This is a genomic window from Thalassotalea hakodatensis, assembly GCF_030295995.1.
Lineage (GTDB): Bacteria > Pseudomonadota > Gammaproteobacteria > Enterobacterales > Alteromonadaceae > Thalassotalea_C > Thalassotalea_C hakodatensis.
This window is the reverse complement of sequence record NZ_AP027365.1, coordinates 794,267-814,509: the sequence shown is the minus strand read 5'-3', so window position 1 is coordinate 814,509 and position 20,243 is coordinate 794,267. Positions and strand designations below refer to the sequence as shown.

At 38.7% G+C, this 20,243-nt stretch carries 19 protein-coding genes; 11 read left to right on the top strand and 8 right to left on the bottom strand.

Features of this window, described 5'->3' with window-relative positions:
- Nucleotides 1–11: 11 nt before the first annotated feature.
- From aceE to ampD, 4 genes are all read right to left on the bottom strand, one after another.
- Nucleotides 12–2,690, bottom strand: coding sequence for a pyruvate dehydrogenase (acetyl-transferring), homodimeric type (aceE, locus tag QUE72_RS03465; protein WP_286271588.1), 2,679 nt, complete (start codon nt 2,688–2,690; stop codon nt 12–14).
- 145 nt (nt 2,691–2,835) lie between these two features.
- Entirely contained in the window at nt 2,836–3,606 is a 771-nt protein-coding gene (gene pdhR / locus QUE72_RS03460; RefSeq protein WP_074498301.1) for a pyruvate dehydrogenase complex transcriptional repressor PdhR, read from the bottom strand.
- A gap of 319 nt (nt 3,607–3,925) precedes the next feature.
- Nucleotides 3,926–4,876 (bottom strand): beta-lactamase regulator AmpE, encoded by a 951-nt coding sequence (gene ampE, locus QUE72_RS03455; RefSeq protein WP_286271586.1) that lies wholly within the window; start codon nt 4,874–4,876, stop codon nt 3,926–3,928.
- A 113-nt stretch (nt 4,877–4,989) separates the two neighbouring features.
- Nucleotides 4,990–5,580, bottom strand: coding sequence for a 1,6-anhydro-N-acetylmuramyl-L-alanine amidase AmpD (ampD, locus tag QUE72_RS03450; RefSeq protein WP_286271584.1), 591 nt, complete (start codon nt 5,578–5,580; stop codon nt 4,990–4,992).
- A 66-nt stretch (nt 5,581–5,646) separates the two neighbouring features.
- On the opposite strand from ampD, the gene QUE72_RS03445 reads away from it, so the two are divergent.
- From QUE72_RS03445 to yacG, 10 genes are all read left to right on the top strand, one after another.
- Entirely contained in the window at nt 5,647–6,168 is a 522-nt protein-coding gene (locus tag QUE72_RS03445) for a retropepsin-like aspartic protease family protein (RefSeq protein ID WP_074498293.1), read from the top strand.
- A 12-nt stretch (nt 6,169–6,180) separates the two neighbouring features.
- Nucleotides 6,181–7,080 (top strand): carboxylating nicotinate-nucleotide diphosphorylase, encoded by a 900-nt coding sequence (gene nadC, locus QUE72_RS03440; RefSeq protein WP_286271579.1) that lies wholly within the window; start codon nt 6,181–6,183, stop codon nt 7,078–7,080.
- Between the two features lie 328 nt (nt 7,081–7,408).
- Entirely contained in the window at nt 7,409–7,834 is a 426-nt protein-coding gene (locus QUE72_RS03435; protein ID WP_286271577.1) for a pilin, read from the top strand.
- Between the two features lie 40 nt (nt 7,835–7,874).
- On the top strand, nt 7,875–8,291 hold the full coding sequence (locus QUE72_RS03430; protein WP_286271575.1) for a pilin: 417 nt from the start codon (nt 7,875–7,877) through the stop codon (nt 8,289–8,291).
- Nucleotides 8,292–8,446: 155 nt separating this feature from the next.
- On the top strand, nt 8,447–10,153 hold the full coding sequence (pilB, locus tag QUE72_RS03425) for a type IV-A pilus assembly ATPase PilB (protein WP_074498284.1): 1,707 nt from the start codon (nt 8,447–8,449) through the stop codon (nt 10,151–10,153).
- A gap of 31 nt (nt 10,154–10,184) precedes the next feature.
- Nucleotides 10,185–11,432 (top strand): type II secretion system F family protein, encoded by a 1,248-nt coding sequence (locus QUE72_RS03420; protein ID WP_286271574.1) that lies wholly within the window; start codon nt 10,185–10,187, stop codon nt 11,430–11,432.
- A gap of 70 nt (nt 11,433–11,502) precedes the next feature.
- Nucleotides 11,503–12,387 (top strand): prepilin peptidase, encoded by an 885-nt coding sequence (locus tag QUE72_RS03415; protein ID WP_286271572.1) that lies wholly within the window; start codon nt 11,503–11,505, stop codon nt 12,385–12,387.
- The gene (coaE, locus tag QUE72_RS03410; protein WP_074498279.1) at nt 12,387–12,992 is read left to right on the top strand and encodes a dephospho-CoA kinase; all 606 of its coding nucleotides are present in this window, start codon (nt 12,387–12,389) and stop codon (nt 12,990–12,992) included. Before QUE72_RS03415 ends, coaE begins: the two co-directional genes overlap by 1 nt.
- Before the next feature lie 78 nt (nt 12,993–13,070).
- Nucleotides 13,071–13,817: a cell division protein ZapD gene (gene zapD / locus QUE72_RS03405; protein WP_286271568.1), complete on the top strand. Its 747-nt coding sequence runs from the start codon at nt 13,071–13,073 to the stop codon at nt 13,815–13,817.
- A gap of 63 nt (nt 13,818–13,880) precedes the next feature.
- A complete protein-coding gene (yacG, locus tag QUE72_RS03400; protein WP_074498274.1) occupies nt 13,881–14,117 on the top strand; it encodes a DNA gyrase inhibitor YacG in 237 nt (78 codons plus the stop codon).
- 107 nt (nt 14,118–14,224) lie between these two features.
- On the opposite strand, the gene mutT is transcribed toward yacG, so the two are convergent.
- The 3 genes from mutT to QUE72_RS03385 form a co-directional block, all read right to left on the bottom strand.
- Nucleotides 14,225–14,641: an 8-oxo-dGTP diphosphatase MutT gene (gene mutT / locus QUE72_RS03395; protein WP_286271565.1), complete on the bottom strand. Its 417-nt coding sequence runs from the start codon at nt 14,639–14,641 to the stop codon at nt 14,225–14,227.
- A gap of 73 nt (nt 14,642–14,714) precedes the next feature.
- A complete protein-coding gene (gene secA, locus QUE72_RS03390) occupies nt 14,715–17,414 on the bottom strand; it encodes a preprotein translocase subunit SecA (RefSeq protein WP_074498268.1) in 2,700 nt (899 codons plus the stop codon).
- Between the two features lie 346 nt (nt 17,415–17,760).
- Entirely contained in the window at nt 17,761–18,615 is an 855-nt protein-coding gene (locus QUE72_RS03385; protein WP_254849550.1) for a M23 family metallopeptidase, read from the bottom strand.
- Between the two features lie 84 nt (nt 18,616–18,699).
- Here QUE72_RS03385 and QUE72_RS03380 point away from each other — a divergent pair, with 84 nt between their 5' ends.
- Nucleotides 18,700–19,158: a DUF721 domain-containing protein gene (locus QUE72_RS03380; RefSeq protein WP_074498262.1), complete on the top strand. Its 459-nt coding sequence runs from the start codon at nt 18,700–18,702 to the stop codon at nt 19,156–19,158.
- Nucleotides 19,159–19,223: 65 nt separating this feature from the next.
- Here the strand turns inward: QUE72_RS03380 and lpxC are convergent, their stop codons facing one another.
- Nucleotides 19,224–20,141 (bottom strand): UDP-3-O-acyl-N-acetylglucosamine deacetylase, encoded by a 918-nt coding sequence (gene lpxC / locus QUE72_RS03375; protein WP_074498259.1) that lies wholly within the window; start codon nt 20,139–20,141, stop codon nt 19,224–19,226.
- Between the last annotated feature and the right edge of the window lie 102 nt (nt 20,142–20,243).

The window sequence follows — 20,243 nt, the reverse complement described above, 5'->3', positions numbered from 1 at the left end:
TCTAGTCTTAATTATGCGTAAAGCGGGTTAAGTTTTTCAGTATCAATATCAAAACGCTTAATTGCTTCTGTCACAACTTTACGTTCAATATCTCCTCTGTTGGCTAATTCATACAATGACGCAACCACAATATAAGCTGCATTTACTTCAAAATGGCGACGTAGATTCGCTCGGCTATCCGAACGACCAAAACCATCCGTACCTAAACAGCGATATTCGGTATCGATAAATGCCCGTACTTGGTCTGAATACGATTTCACATAATCAGTAGCGGCAATAGCCGGACCAGCATCTTTAGTGATCACTTGTGTAATATAAGGTATTTTTGCTTCAGCCTCAGGATTTAGCATATTGTCACGTGTTGTCGCTTGGCCTTCACGCGCTAATTCATTAAATGAAGTGACAGAATATACATCAGAAGAAATACTGTAATCATTGGCCAATATTTGTGCCGCTTCACGTACTTGCAGTAAAATTGTACCTGACCCCATTAATTGCACATTGGCTTTAGCAGATTTTGCTTCTACGCGTTCTAGCTGGTAAATACCTTTTATGATCTTCTCAGCAATGTCTTTATCTTCTGGCAAAGCTGGGTGTTGATAGTTTTCATTCATTAACGTTAAGTAATAGAAAACATTTTCATTTTCTTCGTACATACGACGTAAACCATCTTGTACAACAACCGCAACTTCATAACCATAGGTTGGATCATAAGTTACACAGTTAGGAATTAAACCTGCTTGAACATGTGAATGACCATCTTGATGCTGTAAGCCTTCACCGTTGAGCGTTGTTCTACCTGCTGTAGCACCTAATAAGAAACCACGCGCTTGAGAATCACCTGCAGCCCATGCTAAATCACCAACACGTTGGAAACCAAACATTGAATAATAGATATAAAATGGGATGGTCGTTGCGTTACAAGTTGAATAAGAAGTACCAGAAGCAACCCATGAAGCCATTGCACCTAGCTCATTAATACCTTCTTGTAAAACTTGGCCTTTTTTATCTTCACGATAATAAGCAACTTGATCCGCATCTTGTGGAATATATTTTTGACCTTCGTTAGCATAAATACCTACTTGGCGGAATAAACCTTCCATACCAAAAGTACGCGCTTCATCAGGAATAATTGGCACAACACGTTTACCAATTTTTTTATCTTTTAATAAGGCATTCAACACTCGTACGAATGTCATTGTTGATGATACTTCGCGATCACCAGAACCTTTTGTAATAGCATCGAATGCTTTTAACGATGGAATTTCTAATTGTTCATCAGCTTGCACTCGACGTGCCGGTAATGAACCGCCTAATGCTTCTCTGCGAGCACGCATGTACTGCATTTCAGGGCTGTCTTCATCAAATTTAAAGAAGGGTAACTCTTCAATTTGGTCATCGCCAATGGGCATATTGAAGCGGTCACGGTATTGCTTGATTGACTCAATGTCCATTTTCTTAACATTGTGTGCAACGTTTTGCGCTTCACCTGACTGCCCTAAACCAAAACCTTTTACCGTTTTTGCAAGAATAACCGTTGGACGGCCTTTAGTATTAATCGCTTTTTCATAAGCGGCATATACTTTAACAGGATCATGACCACCACGGTTTAAACGCCAGATATCTTCATCTGACATATTTGCCACCATCGCTGATGTTTCAGGATATTTATCAAAGAACTTCTCGCGAGTATATTTACCGCCTTTCGCTTTACAGTTTTGATATTCACCATCAACGGTTTCATTCATTAGCTGAACTAATTTACCAGAAGTATCACGCGCAATTAATGGATCCCAATAAGAACCCCAAATCACTTTAATCACTTCCCAACCAGCACCTCGGAAGGTACCTTCTAGTTCTTGAATAATTTTGCCGTTACCACGAACAGGGCCATCTAAACGTTGTAAATTACAGTTAATTACAAACGTTAAGTTATCTAAGCCTTCACGAGAAGCTAAGCCAATGGCACCCAATGATTCTGGCTCATCACACTCACCGTCACCCAAAAAGCAATAGACGCGTTGCTCAGAACAATCTTTGATACCACGATCGGTTAAGTATTTAAGAAAACGAGCGGTATAGATTGCTTGTAATGGACCTAAGCCCATAGATACCGTTGGAAACTGCCAAAAGTCATCCATTAAGTGAGGATGAGGATATGAAGAAAGCCCCTTGCCATCAACTTCTTGACGGAAATTCGCCATTTGTTCTTCAGTTAAGCGCCCTTCTAAAAAGGCACGCGCATAAATACCCGGAGAAATATGACCTTGAGCGAAAATAAAGTCACCACCATTTTCAGGTGTTGCCGCTTTAAAGAAGTGATTAAAACCTACATCATAAAGTGTTGCTGAAGAAGCAAAAGAACCAATATGACCACCAAGTTCTAAATCTTTTTTCGAAGCACGTAATACTAAAGCCATCGCATTCCAGCGAATTGCAGCACGTATACGTTGCTCAATGGTTTGGTCCGCAGGCATGTGAGGTTCTTGCCCTGGAGGAATAGTGTTTACATACGCTGTAGTTGCATCAAACGGTAAGTGTGTGCCACTACGGCGCGCTTGATCAATTAGCTTCTCTAATAAGAAATGAGCGCGTTCTGGACCTTCATTTTCCAAAACTGCTTCCATTGATTCAATCCACTCTTGTGTTTCTAATGAATCAATATCCATGTTTTCTGGGAGCTCAGACATAGTATTACTTAGTCTCCGATATGTTATTTATAAATGTAAAATTTTTAGATTAACGATTATTCTTATTATTGCTCGTGGTAAATTCAACGAGTAATAAACAAATAAGCATGAACCTGCTAACTTCTTAATCTTATACCTTCACGGTTTAAATTCGCTGCATTCGACGAATTGAACGTTCCATACGGCTTTGTTCTTCAGTCAAATTCAGTAAAACTTCTTCAATAAACGCTAAATGTCGATGGCTTGCGCCCCACGCCTTTTGCGGTTGTCCGCTCAATATTGCGTCGAGTAAGCGTGTTCTATATTCAGCAATCTTGGCAAATATATCCGGACGCTGCGCCAAAATTGTTAGGTTTTTTTCAATATTATCAATCACTAAAAGCGACATACTTCGGGCTAAATGTAAAATAACACCATTGTGCGACGCAGCACATATTGCTAAATAAAACTCGTATACTGCCGCAGCTTCTTCATGGTAATCCTGCTCAATTTGCGCATTACCAATGGCTTCATGTTTCGCTTTAATCAGCTCATAATCAGCAGCGGTACCGCGCATTGCCGCGTAATAAGCTGACATACCTTCAATACCATGACGAAATTCTAATAAATCAAATTGTGCTTCATTACTGCTTGCCATTAAGTCAAACAGCGGATCAGAAAAACCCTTTAAAATTTGTTCACTAACAAACGTGCCACCACCTTGGCGACGATTAATTAAGCCTTTCGCTTCTAGTTTTTGTATCGCTTCTCTTAATGAGGGGCGTGACACATCAAACTGTTTCGCCAGCTCACGTTCAGGCGGTAGTTTTTGGCCCGCTTTTAAACTTCCTTCTAAAATCATAGTTTCCAATTGTGATTGAATCACATCAGAAAGTTTTGCCTGCTTTAGTGGCTGTTTGATGTTAGGAAGCACCATAAATATCCATCTTATACAAAATATTATCACGCAAATTTGTACTATTCTAGATCAAAAAAACACGTGGTAAATTGGTAATACCAATATAAAAACTGATGTAAAAATAACAAACAACAACAGCAATGTAAATAGAACATAGCTTAGTTGCCGAAAAAAACAACAGTAACTATTCACTAAAATCACATGATAATAGTAAAGAGTTGAACCTCTAAAAGGTGGAAAAATTAATGTAAAGAAGCCTTTAAATAAAACAGTTAAAGGCTTAGCAAGAAAGCAAAGGAATGAGTGGATAAAGTTAATTAACTATAAATTCAACAAGTTAGCTAATTACGCCTGTCAGTATTAAAATAGCGACAACCGCTAAACATAATAAAAGTGTTCGTTTAGCTAACCTTACCAATAAACAAGGCTCAGCAGTGCAGTCGTCTTTATCTATCATTAAGTCTTCTGACTTTTGCGCAACACTGATCAAAACTTTATGTGGTAATTTTTCAACATCAAAAAAGTTTTCTAACCATATAGGTAAAGCTTTAGAAAAATGGCCAACCAGCATATAGCCAAAAGCCACTATTCTGACTGGCAACCAATCAACAATGAAAAGTAACGTTTCATTAAAACTTTTAACTTGGGGTTGATCGTCATCACATGATTGCTCTTCATTCGTTGGTGGCGTACTTTCTTGCGTTATCGTCTCTTGATCATCAGTGGGGGTAGTATTTTGTAATTCTGCCCTCATTAAACTTTCTTTTCGCTCATGCTGGCACTTTGGCGATTCATTCAGTTTAGTGAGCAAACGGTAAAATAAAGCACCTGGTGCGCCAAACAATACAAAGAAGATCATAATGGCAATAAAGTATCGATAATTTAACCACACTAAGGATTGACCAAAGCCAAGTTCGGGTAAATTCTTATCTTGTGTCAGTTGTTGATGATACAAGCTGCACGTTGTTTGTTCGCCTCGGAATGCCGCCATCAAATATTGTTTATAGGTGTCTCGTGTTTTAACACAACCAAAACAAACAATTAGCACCAAAGTAGAAACAATTAAATGCAATATACCGTCACTAATAATGCTTAATACCGCATAACAAAGCACTGTAGGGACCAAAATAAAAATACCATTAGCCATCATTGAACGTTGTGGGGCTGCTAGTGCTTTAATTTTTTTAAACAGGGTTAAATAACGTTGGTAATAAACACTAAATTGCCATGCTGATGAAGAAAGAAATTTCTCTGCAGCTAAGGCAATTAATAAACTGATCAAGCTCATGTTTGCTTCCATTTTTAATTGTTGTTGCTGAACACTAGAAACTGTAAGTGTTCAATAAAGTTTATACTTTACTACTATTGAACAATGTTAACGAATTGTGACTAGAATAGCACCTAAATTACGCGAGAAGACAGGTTAAGTAACGATTTATAACGTTGCCAATCAAACGCTGGGCCTGGATCTGTTTTTCGTTCAGGTGCTATATCACAATGCCCAGTAATATTTGCATTGATTCGCTGGTAGTTAGATTTCAGCACTTTTGTTAATTCCGCTAAACGAAGATATTGTTCGTCTGTATAAGGAGTGTTGTCGGTACCTTCTAACTCTATACCAATAGAAAAGTCATTACATTTTGATTTTCCTTGGTACTCAGAAACCCCAGCATGCCAAGCACGATGATCAAAAGAAACATACTGTATTATGTGTCCATCACGCCTAATCAAGCAATGCGCTGATACCCGTAATTGGTATATTTCGTTAAAGCTAGCGTGAGCATGCTTATCCAGCTGACCTAAAAATAAATCGGTTATATATGGGCCACCAAATTCCCCAGCGGGTAATGAAATGTTATGAATCACTAACAAACTGATATCTTTTGGCTGGCAATGTTCACGCAAATCAAAATGCGGTGACTCACATTTTTCAGCCGCCGAATACCAACCCTTTACAATCTTATGTTCACTTTGCGATAGTGAATCAGTCATAATCATCTTACAATATAGATGCACATTTAAACGCATCATACTGCGACACGGGAGTGATTTAAAGTTTTGAACCAGAAAACACCACCTGAAATTGGCTTTGCAAAATATTTTGTTTGGGTAGCTTGGATAATCGCTATTGGCTTACTTGTTTTTTTCTTTCAAGATATACTCGATAAACAATGGAACCCTAATAGTTCACCGGAATTTCGGCTGTCTAATACTGGTAAAGCCGAAGTCATTTTAGCACAGAATAGAGCTGGGCATTATGTCGTTAAAGGCACTATTAACGGAAAGCCCGTGACTTTTTTATTAGACACTGGCGCTACCAATGTCTCTATTCCGGCGCATATTGCAGACAATCTCAATTTAACCAGTACAGGTAGCCACATTGCTCAAACTGCGAATGGCAACGTACGAGTATTTGCAACAACACTCAATGAACTCAGCATCGGTAACCTTTTTCTATACGATGTAAGCGCTAGCATCAATCCAGGAATGAAATCAGATGAAATTCTATTAGGCATGAGTGCACTGAAACAGGTAGAATTCAATCAATATGGCAACCAACTTACTTTAAAAGAAAGATAAGAGACTTTTTTCATGTTTTCTGCGCAATTAACAACTGATATTAATCAAGCGGTCACTCGCTCCTTGTGTGAAGATCTTGGTGTAAATACACTTAATGATATTACTTCATCTGCTGATATTACCGCTGAACTTATCCCTGCTAATGAACAATCTGTTGCCACAGTGATCACACGTGAAGACTGTGTTATTTGCGGCGTAGAATGGGTAAATCAAGTTTTCGAACAACTTGATAATGTATTAGCTGACAGTGCAGCACAAAACACTGAAATTATTTGGTTTGTTAACGACGGCCAAACAGTAAAAGCAAACACCACTCTATTTGAACTCAAAGGTAACGCAAGAATCTTATTGACAGGTGAGCGTACAGCGTTGAATTTTCTACAGTCTTTATCTGCTACTTCAACGGTTACTGCAAAGTACGTTGAGCGGCTATCTGGCACAAAAACTAAATTACTTGATACACGAAAAACCATTCCAGGGCTGAGATTAGCGCAAAAATATGCGGTGACTTGTGGTGGCGGTGTAAACCATCGTATCGGCTTATTTGATGCATTTTTAATTAAAGAAAACCACATAGCGGCCTGTGGAGGCATCACTAAAGCAATAAGCACTGCACGCCAAAACCACCCATCAAAAACCGTTGAAGTAGAAGTTGAAGGTATAGAAGAGCTTACCGAAGCATTAACTGCACAAGCCGACATAATTATGTTAGATAATTTTACGCCAGAAATGATAGAGCAAGCGGTAACCTTGACACAAAAAATATCTGCTGGGAAAACGAAATTAGAAGTATCAGGTAACATGACCTTTGATACCTTAACCACTTATGCAAAATCTGGCGTTGATTTTATTTCAGTAGGTGCCATCACTAAGCATGTTAATGCTATTGACCTTTCAATGCGCTTTGTCTAATTGTCTACCACACTAAAACATATCAATACTCAAATGCCACTGTTCATACTTTTAGCAAAGTGTGAACAGTGCGTTAGTTTACCGGTTTAAACATTATCGTTAATAACACAGTGACCTCACAACAAAAACCAACCATTATTAATCTTCAAAATATGAACTTATTACTGATTTAATTCGTTAACAACTTGTTAAAAATCAGCCTGATTTAGTACAAAAAAGCCAATCTTAAAAAAAATTAACAAAAAATCGCACACAATATTTTACATTTCTCATTTTTTGGCGCAGTATGAATTTAGCCCCCGTAATAACTAGTATGGATTTACTTATTATGAAAAAGACACTACAAAACATTTTAACTGCCAAAAAAGGCCAAAAAGGTTTTACTTTAATTGAATTGATGATTGTTGTGGCAATCATTGGTATTTTGGCTGCCGTTGCGCTGCCAGCTTATCAAACCTACTCTGATCGCGCAGCGTTTTCAGAAGTAGTACTCGCAGTAACACCATACAAAAGTGCATTCGAAGTTGCCGCACAAACGGGTAGAGTTACGGCTTTAGCTGATGCAGATGCTGGTACTAACGGTATTCCAGCTGCTGCTGGTGCGAATGGTGAAATACAGAGTGTGAATGTAACTGACGGTGTAATTACAGCCGAAGATGTAAACGGTGTTACCTATGTTTTAACTCCTAATGGCGTTACTGCACCGATTCAATGGACTCCATCAGGTTCTTGTGTTGCTGCTGGTTTATGTTAACCAGCTAATAAGCTCCTACGGGAGCTTTTTTGCTTCTTGCATGATGAAAAAACTAAATAGCGGTTTTACCTTAATTGAATTAATGATTGTGGTTGCAATCATTGGTATATTGGCCGCTATTGCTATTCCTGCCTTTCAAACCTATTCTGACCGTGCACGCTTTGCAACAGTTGTTGCCGCTGCTGATCCTGCACGAAAATTAATCGATATCTGCGTGCAAACCGATATGGTAGCAGATTGCAGCACTTTACCTGAAAAACCTGAATGGTCAGCAACAACGTTAGTCGATACGGTAACGTTTTCAGGTAATGCCACGCAAATAACCATTACCGTCACACCAGATAATATTGGTGGTATTACTTCTGGCGATACCTACATTTTAATCGGCAATGTAACCGGCGGAAGAGTACTATGGACAAACGGTACAGGTGGTTGTATTGCTTCAGGGCTTTGTTAATATATTGAACTAACAAACACTTAGCTACTTAAAAAGATAATAAAGTTATTAAAAGATCCTATTTTCTCATAAAAATTTTTTCCTGTTTTGTGTTTGTGAACAAAAATGCGTTACACTGTAGAATAATAATATAAATTTAATGTAACCAAGGTGTTATGAAAGGACTGCATCAACAATCAAGCGTTTTGTCTGCTTTGTCTAAGCATGATTTAGTGCCGACTGAAATGGTCGAGAAAATCAGTGCAGATTTTATTCAACAATCAAAACCTTTTGTACGCTTTCTTGTTGAAGATAAACATTATAACGCACAAAACATTGCCACTATATTATCAAGAAGCTTTGGTTACCCATTAATTGATCTAGCACATTTTGATACCAGCCTTGTTCCCGAAGGTATTCGTAACGAAAAGCTCATTCGAAAACACAATGCCCTCCCCTTATTTTTACGCGGAAAAGTGCTTTATGTTGCCATTTCAGATCCAACAAATTTAGATGCTTTAGAAGAAATTCAATTTAATACCGGCTTTACCACTGAATTAGTACTGGTTGATGAAAAAGCACTACACAACTGTATTGAAAAGGTATTAGAAGAAGAAAGCGGTGCGCTTGATATCAGTGATATTGATACCGAAGAATTATCGGGTATCGATGTTCAAGAAGAACGCAACGATGATGAAGATACCGCAACAGGCGATAAAGAAGATGCGCCTATTGTCGTGTATATTAATAAAATACTATTGGATGCCATCAAAAAAGGGGCATCTGATTTACATTTCGAACCCTATGAAAAATCTTATCGTATTCGTTTTCGGGTTGATGGTATTTTAACTGAAGTTGCCAAGCCGCCAATTGCATTGTCTTCTCGCATGGCGGCTCGTTTAAAAGTAATGTCTAAATTAGATATTGCAGAACGACGTGTACCGCAAGATGGTCGCATAAAGCTGGCATTATCAAAAAGAAAATCAATCGATTTTCGTGTTTCTACCCTACCTACGATGTGGGGCGAAAAAATAGTAATGCGTATTCTAGATTCTTCTAGTGCCATGCTCGGCATAGATATGCTCGGCTATGAACCTGAACAAAAACAAATATACATGGACGCCTTAGCACAACCACAAGGCATGATATTAGTCACAGGGCCTACGGGTTCAGGTAAAACAGTTTCACTATATACTGGCCTTAATATTCTCAACACCGCAGAGCGTAATATTTCTACTGCAGAAGATCCGGTGGAAATTAACTTAGAAGGTATTAACCAAGTTCAAATAAATACCAAAGCAGGGTTAACGTTCCCTAGTGCGTTACGTTCATTTTTACGTCAAGATCCAGACATAGTCATGGTGGGTGAAATACGAGATCTAGAAACCGCAGAAATTGCCATAAAAGCGGCCCAAACAGGCCATTTGGTACTTTCAACGTTACACACGAACTCTGCCGCAGAAACTTTAACTCGGCTATTAAACATGGGCGTTCCTTCTTATAACGTGGCGAGCTCTGTCACAATTATCATTGCACAACGTTTAGCAAGAAGATTATGCACACAATGTAAAGAAGAAGAACATATCCCTGAGCCTGAGCTGCTAAATCAAGGCTTTCTCCCTGAACAGCTAAATGATATTACCTTGTTTAAGCCTGTCGGCTGTGATCAGTGCACAGGTGGCTATAAAGGCCGTGTGGGTATTTATGAAGTAATTCGCATTAACGAGCGTATATCCAGCATCATTATGGAAGGTGGTAATTCTTTAGATATTGCCGCACAATGTCAAAAAGAAGGCTTTAACAATTTACGGCAATCTGGGTTGAAAAAAGCCATGCAAGGCGTAACCAGTTTAGAAGAAGTAAACCGTGTAACGAATTCATAGCAACAACACTCAGCGATAGCAGGAATAGTGTATGGCAGTGTCAGCAACAAAAGCAAAAGTAGCCGCGCCTAAAGCGTTAGATGTCTTTATATGGCATGGCGTAAACCGTAAAGGCAAAAAAGTTAATGGCGAACTTTCCGCTGTTAATATGATGGAGCTTAAAGCACAACTTCGCAAACAAGGTATTACTCCTGGCCGCGTTAAAAAGAAACCTAAACCACTATTTGGCTTAGGCGGTGATAAGGCCATTACACCTGCCGATATTGCTGTTGTTACTCGACAAATTGCCACAATGCTTGGCGCTGGCGTACCGTTAGTGCAAACCATCGAGATGATAGGCAAAGGCCATAACAACGGTAAAATGCAAAAATTACTCGGTGATGTCGGTCATAAGCTACAGTCGGGCATTCCGCTTTCAGAATGTTTAAGAGAGCACTCGCGTTATTTCGATGACTTGTATTGCGACCTTGTTAATTCAGGTGAACAATCAGGCTCACTAGAGACCATTTACGACCGCATCGCGACTTATAAAGAAAAAGCAGAAGCATTAAAAGCAAAAATTAAAAAAGCCATGACCTACCCTATTGCGGTATTAGTGGTTGCCGCCGTTGTTACATCTATCTTATTAATTTTTGTTGTGCCAGTTTTTAAAGAAATTTTTGATAGTTTTGGTGCAGAACTTCCTGCCTTTACCCTTATGGTGATAGGTATATCAGAGTTTATGCAGGCTTATTGGTATATTGGTTTAGGCATATTATTTGGGGCAGGTTTTCTGTTCAAAAGAGCCCATAGAAATAGCCTAAAATTTAGAGATACCGTTGATAAAAATATTTTAAAAATTCCAGTCATTGGTGACTTACTACAAAAAGCAGCTGTGGCTCGCTATGCACGCACATTATCAACCACATTTGCCGCCGGTGTACCTTTACCTGATGCGTTAGAGTCTGCCGCAGGTGCCTCAGGCAATGCAGTATTTCGTGACGCTATTTTAGATATCCGCGCAGAAGTTTCTTCCGGTATGCAGATGAACTTAGCCATGCGTAATTGTAATATTTTTCCTGACATGGTGATTCAAATGGTAGCGATTGGCGAAGAGTCAGGTGCCGTTGATGATATGCTAGCAAAAGTAGCTACCGTGTACGAACAGCAAGTAGACGATGCGGTAGATTCATTAACCAGTTTACTCGAGCCAATGATCATGGCGGTATTAGGTGTCGTTATTGGTGGTTTAATTATCGCGATGTACTTACCTATTTTCCAAATCGGTCAAGTGGTGTAGTCACTCGTTAGTTTTCTTTTCAAAAGCATTCGCTTACACTGTCTCTAGATTTTATTAAGGCAGTGTCATTGTGTTAGAAAATTTTCAATTATTGTTTTCCACCTCCCCAGTTAGCTTTTACATTACCGTTGGTATTTTAGGCTTATTAATTGGTAGCTTTTTAAATGTGGTGATTTACCGCTTACCCAAAATGTTAGAACAAACTTGGTACCAAGAGTGTAGAGAATTTTTAGCTGACGAGCTCAGCACTAAGCCTGTAAAAGAACAACAACCAATAACTTTATCAAGCCCTGCATCCACTTGCCCACATTGTCAGCACAAAATACGCTTTTACGAAAATATCCCAGTGATCAGTTGGCTTGTATTACGCGGCAAATGCAGCCAATGTAAACAAAAAATTTCGGCAAGATATCCAAGTATTGAAATAACCACCTCGTTATTAAGCATCGTTGTAGCTGTTCATTTTGGTGTTACCGCGAGCACACTAGCCGTATTACTATTAACATGGGGGCTAATATGTCTAACCATGATCGATTTTGACCATATGTTACTGCCCGATCAAATCACTTATCCTTTATTATGGTTAGGACTGTTGATTAATATCAACGGCTTGATTGTTCCCTTAGATGAAGCGGTTATTGGCGCAGTTGCCGGTTACTTAAGCTTATACAGCGTTTTTTGGTTGTTTAAATTAATAACGGGTAAAGAAGGCATGGGACACGGTGACTTTAAGCTCATTGCAGTATTTGGCGCATGGATGGGGTGGCAATTACTCCCCTTATTAATTTTGATGTCTTCTGCCGTTGGCGCTATCGTTGGCATTGCATTAATGCTTTTTAAAGGCCACGGGCGTGAGCAAGCAATACCTTTTGGTCCATACATTGCCGTCGCCGGCTGGGTATGTTTATTCTGGGGGCAAGCTATCTGGCAATGGTACCTTGACCTACTACTATAATGGCGGCATTAGTTATCGGCTTAACAGGCGGCATCGGAAGCGGAAAAACCACTGTATCTGATCAGCTAGCCCAATATGGCATTGATATTATTGATGCCGATATTGTTGCTCGTGAAATAGTGGCTAAAGGCAGTGATGCGTTAAATAAAATCGAGGCACATTTTGGCCACTCAATTCTCAACAAAGATAAGTCTCTAAACCGAAGTGCGTTAAGATCGTTAATCTTCCAACATGAAGATGAAAAACAATGGCTAAACAGCTTATTGCACCCACTCATTAGGCAGCAATTACTCGACAAACTGGCGGCCGCACAAAGTGAATACGTGGTACTTTCTGCACCGCTATTATTTGAAAATGGTTTGGATAAATATACTGATCGCACGTTATTGATTGATATAGAACAAGACGCGCAAATTTCCCGTAGTGTAAAACGAGACAACAGTAACGAAACACAAATTCGCGCAATAATTAACAGTCAAATGCCTCGAACAGAAAAGTGTTTGCTTGCTGATGACATAATCAGTAACACTAGCCTGACGTTTTCACAACTGAATGAAAAAGTTCAAGAAATTCACCTAAAATACTTAGAATTAGCAAAGAATTAAAACTATTTCCCTAAAAAATTAGCCATTTAATTTATGTATGGTTAAGATAAGCGGTTAGATTCCCAGTAAAAAGTGATTATGACTAGCATTTTATACGAACACCCTTTGAACGAACGGATCAGAAACTATTTAAAGCTCGAGCAATTATTTGCTCAAGTGGAGGAGTGTTTAACGCTAGACATATCATTAAGTCACCAAGTATTTTTCAACGCATTATTTGCTATTCTCGATACTCTAGAAAGAAACGACATACGTGGTGACTTAATAAAAGATTTAGAAAAGTTAGAACAAAACCTTGTCGTTTGGTCTAAATCTCCAGACATTGATAACAGTGCATTACAAGATACCTTAAGAGAAACCGTTGCATTGTTAAGTCAATTAAAGTCTCCTTCACCGCAGTGGTTGCAGCTTAAAGATGATAAATTTCTTGCTACACTCAAACAGCGTTTTGCTATGCAAGGAGGCAGCTCTAGCTTTGATTTACCACAACTTCGATTTTGGTTAGTTCAACCAGAGCAACAAACGCGTGAGCAACAGTCAGTGTGGCTCTCATTGCTTGAGAACATGTATCAAGCGCTTGCTTTAATTCTCAAGTTTATCCGCCAACGTGGATCTTATGAACAAATAAATACCAATAATGGTTTTTATCAAGAAAGTGGTGACGGGTTATTGCTGTTAAGGATGAAAGTACCTGAAGGCGCGGAGTACTATCCAACAGTTAGTGGTAACCGTATTCGGTATTCCATTCGATTTATGTGTCCATGTGAACAAACTGGTCGTAAGTACTGTGATTTAGCGATACCCTTTGAGTTAGCCCGCTGCTAAACCATCTGTTATACCAATTACAAAATCTACTGTTATAATACGCATTTTTTATGGGAGGAATAAATGACCATAAACGTGAATTGCCCAACCTGTCAAAAAGACGTAATTTGGCAAGCATCAAGTAAATTCAGACCTTTTTGCAGCGAGCGCTGTCGCTTAATTGATCTTGGCGATTGGGCCGACGAAAATCATAAAATCACTCAACCAATTCAGCAAGATGTTCCTCTGACTGAAGAAATGATCGACCAACTCGAAGAAGAAGTATTACAACACAGCAAATTTTTCATCGAACCCGAATGATAATTGAGCATAACCAGCGGTTACCCTGTTCACTTATTGCAGTAGTTTAGCGTTATTAATGCCAAGCTATTTCATAGGTTTGAAACTTGGCATTTAGGCATGGCTATTCACTGATTGTTGCTTTGAAACCAAGCAACCACAGCATCAATAATCGCTTCATTTGCCTTAGGGAACTCAAGGGTTTTTAGTGCTGCTACTTGATACCAACCTTCACCTTGGCCTTCTTGAGCACAAGGTTCACCTTGGTAATTATCAATAATATACACGTCAAGCAATACACTTTTATCACCGTAGTCATGTGATACCTTAATTAACGGGATGCATGATAGTACATCAATCGCTATTTCTTCTTGTAGTTCTCTATACAGTGCTCCAGCAACACTTTCACCTTGTTCAACTTTACCACCCGGAAATTCCCATTTACCGCCTTGATGCGCGTTGTTGAGGCGTTTAGTTAGAAATATTTGATCGCCATTAATAATAACACCTACGGCAACATGAACTTGTTTTACCTTTGTACTCATCTTATTTACTCAAAATTAGCCATTAAAAAGGGCTTTAAAAAAGCCCTTTTATTCAAATATCAATAATGTGTGCTTAGCTTAACTTGCCATGACATTGTTTATACTTTTTACCTGAACCACAGGGACAAGGTTCATTACGACCAACTCGTGGTATCGCGTTTTCACTTGCCGGTTCACTTGCTGATTCATGAGTAAAAGCTTTAGGTGCTTCGTCTGATTTTCTATGTTGCTCTTCAACGGCTTCAACATCAGATTCAGCTTGAATTCTTACTTTGCTTAAAATTCCAATTACATCATGTTTAAGGTTATCTAGCATCTCTGAAAACAGTTCAAACGACTCACGTTTGTATTCTTGCTTAGGATTTTTTTGCGCATAACCACGTAAGCCAATACCTTGTCTTAAATGATCCATCGCTGCTAAATGTTCTTTCCAATGTGAATCTAAACTTTGTAACATCACGGCTTTTTCAAATTGACGCAATACATCAGGGCCAACCATTTCTTCTTTTGTTTGATACTCTTGTTCAATGGTCTCAAGAATTTTCTCACGTAACGTTTCTTCGTGCAGTTTTGTGTCTTCTTCAAGCCATTGAGCGATTGGCATTTCAACCGCAAAGTCACCTTTTAAGCGCTCTTCTAACCCTGGAATATCCCACATTTCTTCAAGAGATTGTGGCGGAATATGTTGTTCAATAACGCTATTAACAACATCAGTTCTAATATTAGCAATCACTTCTTTAATGTCTGCTTCATCCATTAATTCATTGCGTTGCTCATAAATAACTTTACGTTGATCATTCGCTACATCATCAAATTCTAATAGTTGCTTACGAATGTCAAAGTTGCGACCTTCAACTTTACGTTGAGCATTTTCAATGCTCTTTGTCACCCAAGGGTGTTCAATTGCTTCGCCACGTTCCATGCCTAATTTACGCATCATATTAGTAATACGTTCAGAGGCGAAAATTCGCATTAACGAATCTTCCATCGAAAGATAAAAACGTGTAGAACCTGGATCACCTTGACGACCCGAGCGACCACGTAATTGGTTATCAATACGGCGTGATTCATGACGTTCTGTTGCGACAATATGTAAGCCGCCTAACTCAAGTACTTTATCGTGTTCTTCCTGCCATTCTTCTTTTACTTTGGCAATTTTTTCTTCACTTGGATTTTTAAGCGCTGCAATGGCAGAGTCTAAATTACCGCCTAAAACGATATCTGTACCACGACCCGCCATATTAGTGGCAATTGTTACTGCGCCAACTTTACCTGCTTGAGCTACTATGTCAGCTTCTTCTTGGTGAAATTTAGCATTCAACACTTTATGTTTAATTTTAGCTTTTTTCAAAAATGAAGATAGAAATTCAGAGGTTTCGATACTAATGGTACCAACAAGTACTGGCTGGCCTCGTTTCACACAATCTTGAATATCTTCTAAAATTGCTTCAAATTTTTCTTCTGCCGTTAAATAAATCAAGTCAGCCATGTCTTTTCGCACCATTGGCTGGTTGGTTGGAATAACCACAGTTTCTAAACTATAAATATGATTAAACTCAAAAGCTTCGGTATCCGCAGTACCTGTCATACCTGAAAGTTTGGTATAAATACGGAAAAAGTTTTGGAAGGTAATAGATGCTAATGTTTGGTTTTCATTTTGAATATTTACCCCTTCTTTCGCTTCTACAGCTTGGTGTAAACCTTCTGACCAGCGACGGCCTTCCATCGTACGACCCGTGTGTTCGTCAACAATAATGATCTCATCATCTTTAACAATATAATCAACATCTTTTTGGAACAACTTGTGCGCGCGCAGTGCAGCCATTACATGATGTAATAACGTAATATTACTTGCAGAGAATAATGAATCGCCTTCTTCAATTAAGCCTTTTTCTTGCAATATTTGCTCAATACGAATTTGACCACGTTCCGTTAAATAAATTTGTTTAGCTTTTTCATCAACGGTAAAGTCACCTTCAACAAAATCGGCAGATTGACCAGTTTCTTCATCTTTGTCTTCTTCACTCTGTATATCAAGTGTTGGCACTAATTCATTGATTGAACGATATAGTTCAGAACTATCTTCTGCTGCTCCAGAAATAATCAATGGTGTACGCGCTTCATCAATTAAAATTGAGTCAACTTCATCAACAACAGCAAAGTTTAACGGTTTTTGTACCCGTTCTTCAGGAGAGAATGCCATGTTATCGCGAAGATAATCAAAACCAAATTCGTTATTGGTACCATAGGTAACATCAGCTTCGTATGCAGCTTTTTTATCAGGAGGAGACATACCAGGTATATTGCAACCAACCGTCAATCCTAAAAATTCAAATAATGGACGAGACCAGTCAGCATCACGCTTTGCTAGGTAATCATTGACCGTAACAACATGAACGCCCTTACCAGTTAATGCATTTAGATACGAGGGTAAGGTTGCTGTAAGTGTTTTACCTTCACCGGTTCGCATCTCAGCAACTTTACCGTCATTAAGCACCATACCACCGATCATCTGTACATCGAAATGACGCATGCCAAACACACGTTTACTTGCTTCACGTACAACAGCAAACGCTTCTGGCAATATAGCATCTAACGTTTCATTGTTTGATAATCGGGTTTTAAACTCAGCAGTTTTTGCTTTTAGTTCTTCGTCGCTCAACGCTTCGATAGCTGGTTCTAAGGCATTTATTTTTTCTACTTCTTTGCGCATTTGTTTGATAAGTCGATCATTACGACTACCAAACAGCTTTGTCATTAACTTTACAAACATCTCGTATAACCATTGTTAGAAGAAAATTCTTCAGCTGATAAAAATAAAAGTGATCGGTCTAAGCCGATCACCAGAAACTTACATTTTACTAGGACAAATTGAATTTTACTGTGCACATTTCACTCACGTTGATGATTTTACCTTCACACTGATTAAATTCGTGGTAAATAGCATGCCATCAATCGTTAATAAACTGGAGTTTAATTGCCCTGTTATTTGTATTTACTTGTCAGTAATTCTGCATTATCGCATGTTTACGTAGAAAAACTACCTACCTAGTACATTGCTTGTCAGAAAGCGTGAAAAATATCATACAACCTATGCAATCATTCAATACATCTTAACTCTATTTTGCTTTGCGATAGACATATTTAATGGGGTCAATTTGCTTATTATTACGCAAGATTTCATAATGTACGTGCGGTCCAGTGGAACGCCCTGTACTTCCCATCCGTGCAATAACTTGCCCTTTACTCACTACGTCGCCAATCTTCACTAAAATCTCTTTATTATGGCCATAGCGTGTTTTTAATCCCTTACCGTGATTAATTTCGATTAAATTACCATAACCGTAACGACGGCTAGCCCAAGATACAACGCCTGCGGCTGTGGCAATAATTTCAGCATCTTCTTTACCAGCGAAATCAACCCCTTTATGCATCGCAGGTCTTCCTGTAAAAGGGTCTTTACGCGTACCAAAATACGACGAAAGCCAACCTTTTGTGATAGGACGACCGGATAAATAACTGGTATTTTCTATATGGTGACCTAACGTCAAAGATTCAAGCAAGTTCAATTGTTTTTCTTCAAACGCTAGTGATGATTCAACACTTGTAATGTCTGCAAGCAACTCTGCTAAGGTTTTAGTTTGACTAGAAAGCGTTTGTTCTATGGGGCCACCACTAGGAGGTAAGTCTTGAAAATTAAATTCTTTCGCGGGAATATTCGCTTCTTCTGCAAGACGATCACCTAAAGCATTAAGCCTTAATACTTGGCTCTGTAATTCAGCTAATTTCATGGTAAGTGCCGTGACCTGTTGTTTACTTACCGTTAATGCTTCAGGCTCTTTAGTGGGAGATTTAACGGTAAATGTTGAACTGTTAGGCACTGCATCGGCAGACATAAAAAGGTGAACAACAAAACCAGAAATAATGGCAAATACCGTAATAGCAGACAACCAATGAAATTTATTAAGCTTCATTGAGAATCTTACGTTTTTTCCTCGGTATAGTAGTGTTAAACTCATACTACCTATTTCACCTTTTGTTGATATTTCATAAATACGATGGCTAGAAAAAATAAATCACCGTTTGATGCGTCTAGCTTACTAAAATCGTCAGCAGGCACTTTGGCACAAATTGCCACAAAAACCAAATTTTTATCACAGCTTGAAGACATCATCCGGCAGTCTTGCCCTGACTTGCCAGAGCAAGTGTGGCACATCAGTAACTTTAATCAGAACACCTGTGTTATTGGTGTTTCTTCTGCAGTGTGGTCTCAACGATTACAATTTGAGCGAATGAACATTTGCCGTAAACTCGCAGACATTACACAAGGTCAGTTCAATCAAATTGACATAAAAGTACGACCGTTTGCAAATCAAATAGCAAAAGAAAGCGAGGATTCAAAGCCGCGCAAACACCTTTCCAAAAATACCGCTAAGCAACTTGAAGCAGTTGCTGAGCACGCATCTGACTCACTGAAACAAAAAATTCTTAACTTAGCTAAACTTGCCGATAGGTAATATCAAAACAATATTTTACTAAAGTAAATAAAAAACCGAACAAATTGTTCGGCTTGTTATTTTTATTAGAAGCTTGTTGCACTAGCCTCTTGAAATTCTATCGGGGAAACCGATGAGTCTTCATACGTTACCCACTCCCAAGCATCTTTATGCTTGAAAACTTCCCTTAATAATAAATTATTTAATCCGTGTCCTGATTTAAATGCACGTAATTCAGCAAGCATATTATGACCACACATAAATAAATCACCAATGGCATCTAAAATTTTGTGTGTAACAAATTCATCGTCATAACGTAAATCATCTTTGTTTAACATTTGAAAATCGTCTAACACAATCGCATTTTCTAAGCTACCGCCTAACGCAAGGTTATGTGATCTCAGCAGTTCAATATCACGTACAAAACCAAAGGTACGTGCTCGACTAATTTCTTTGATAAAAGAGCACGTTGATAAGTCCATTGTTTTCTGTTGAACCGTGTTGGCAATAATCGGGTGTTCAAAATCAATAGCAAAATCAATTTTAAAACCTTCGTGTGGACGTAACTCAGCCCACTTATCACCCTCTTCTACTCTAATTGGACGTTTAATACGAATAAAGCGTTTTGCTGTTTCTAATGTTTCAATACCTACCGATTGAATCAGATAAACAAACGGTAAGGAGCTACCATCCATGATCGGAATTTCGTGAGAATCAACGTCTATAATTAAATTGTCAATTCCCATACCTGCAACTGCAGCTAACAAGTGCTCGACGGTGGAAATCTTCACACCTTGTTCATTCACTAAACACGTACACATCGTGGTCTCACCAACAGCCTCTGGCGTTGCTTTAATATCAACAACAGGTTCTAAGTCTACACGGCGAAATACAATACCTGTATTTGCAGGCGCAGGACGGAGAGTGAGCTGCACCTTTTTACCTTTGTGTAAACCAACACCTACTGCTGAAACACTCGTTTTTAATGTACGTTGTTTAATCATAAGTAGCCTTCTTAAGCTCTAACTAATTGCCAAATATGGCACCACCTTTCGAGCGGCGGCATAATATAGCAAAAATGCTTAACAAAATCAAAATTTAGCAAA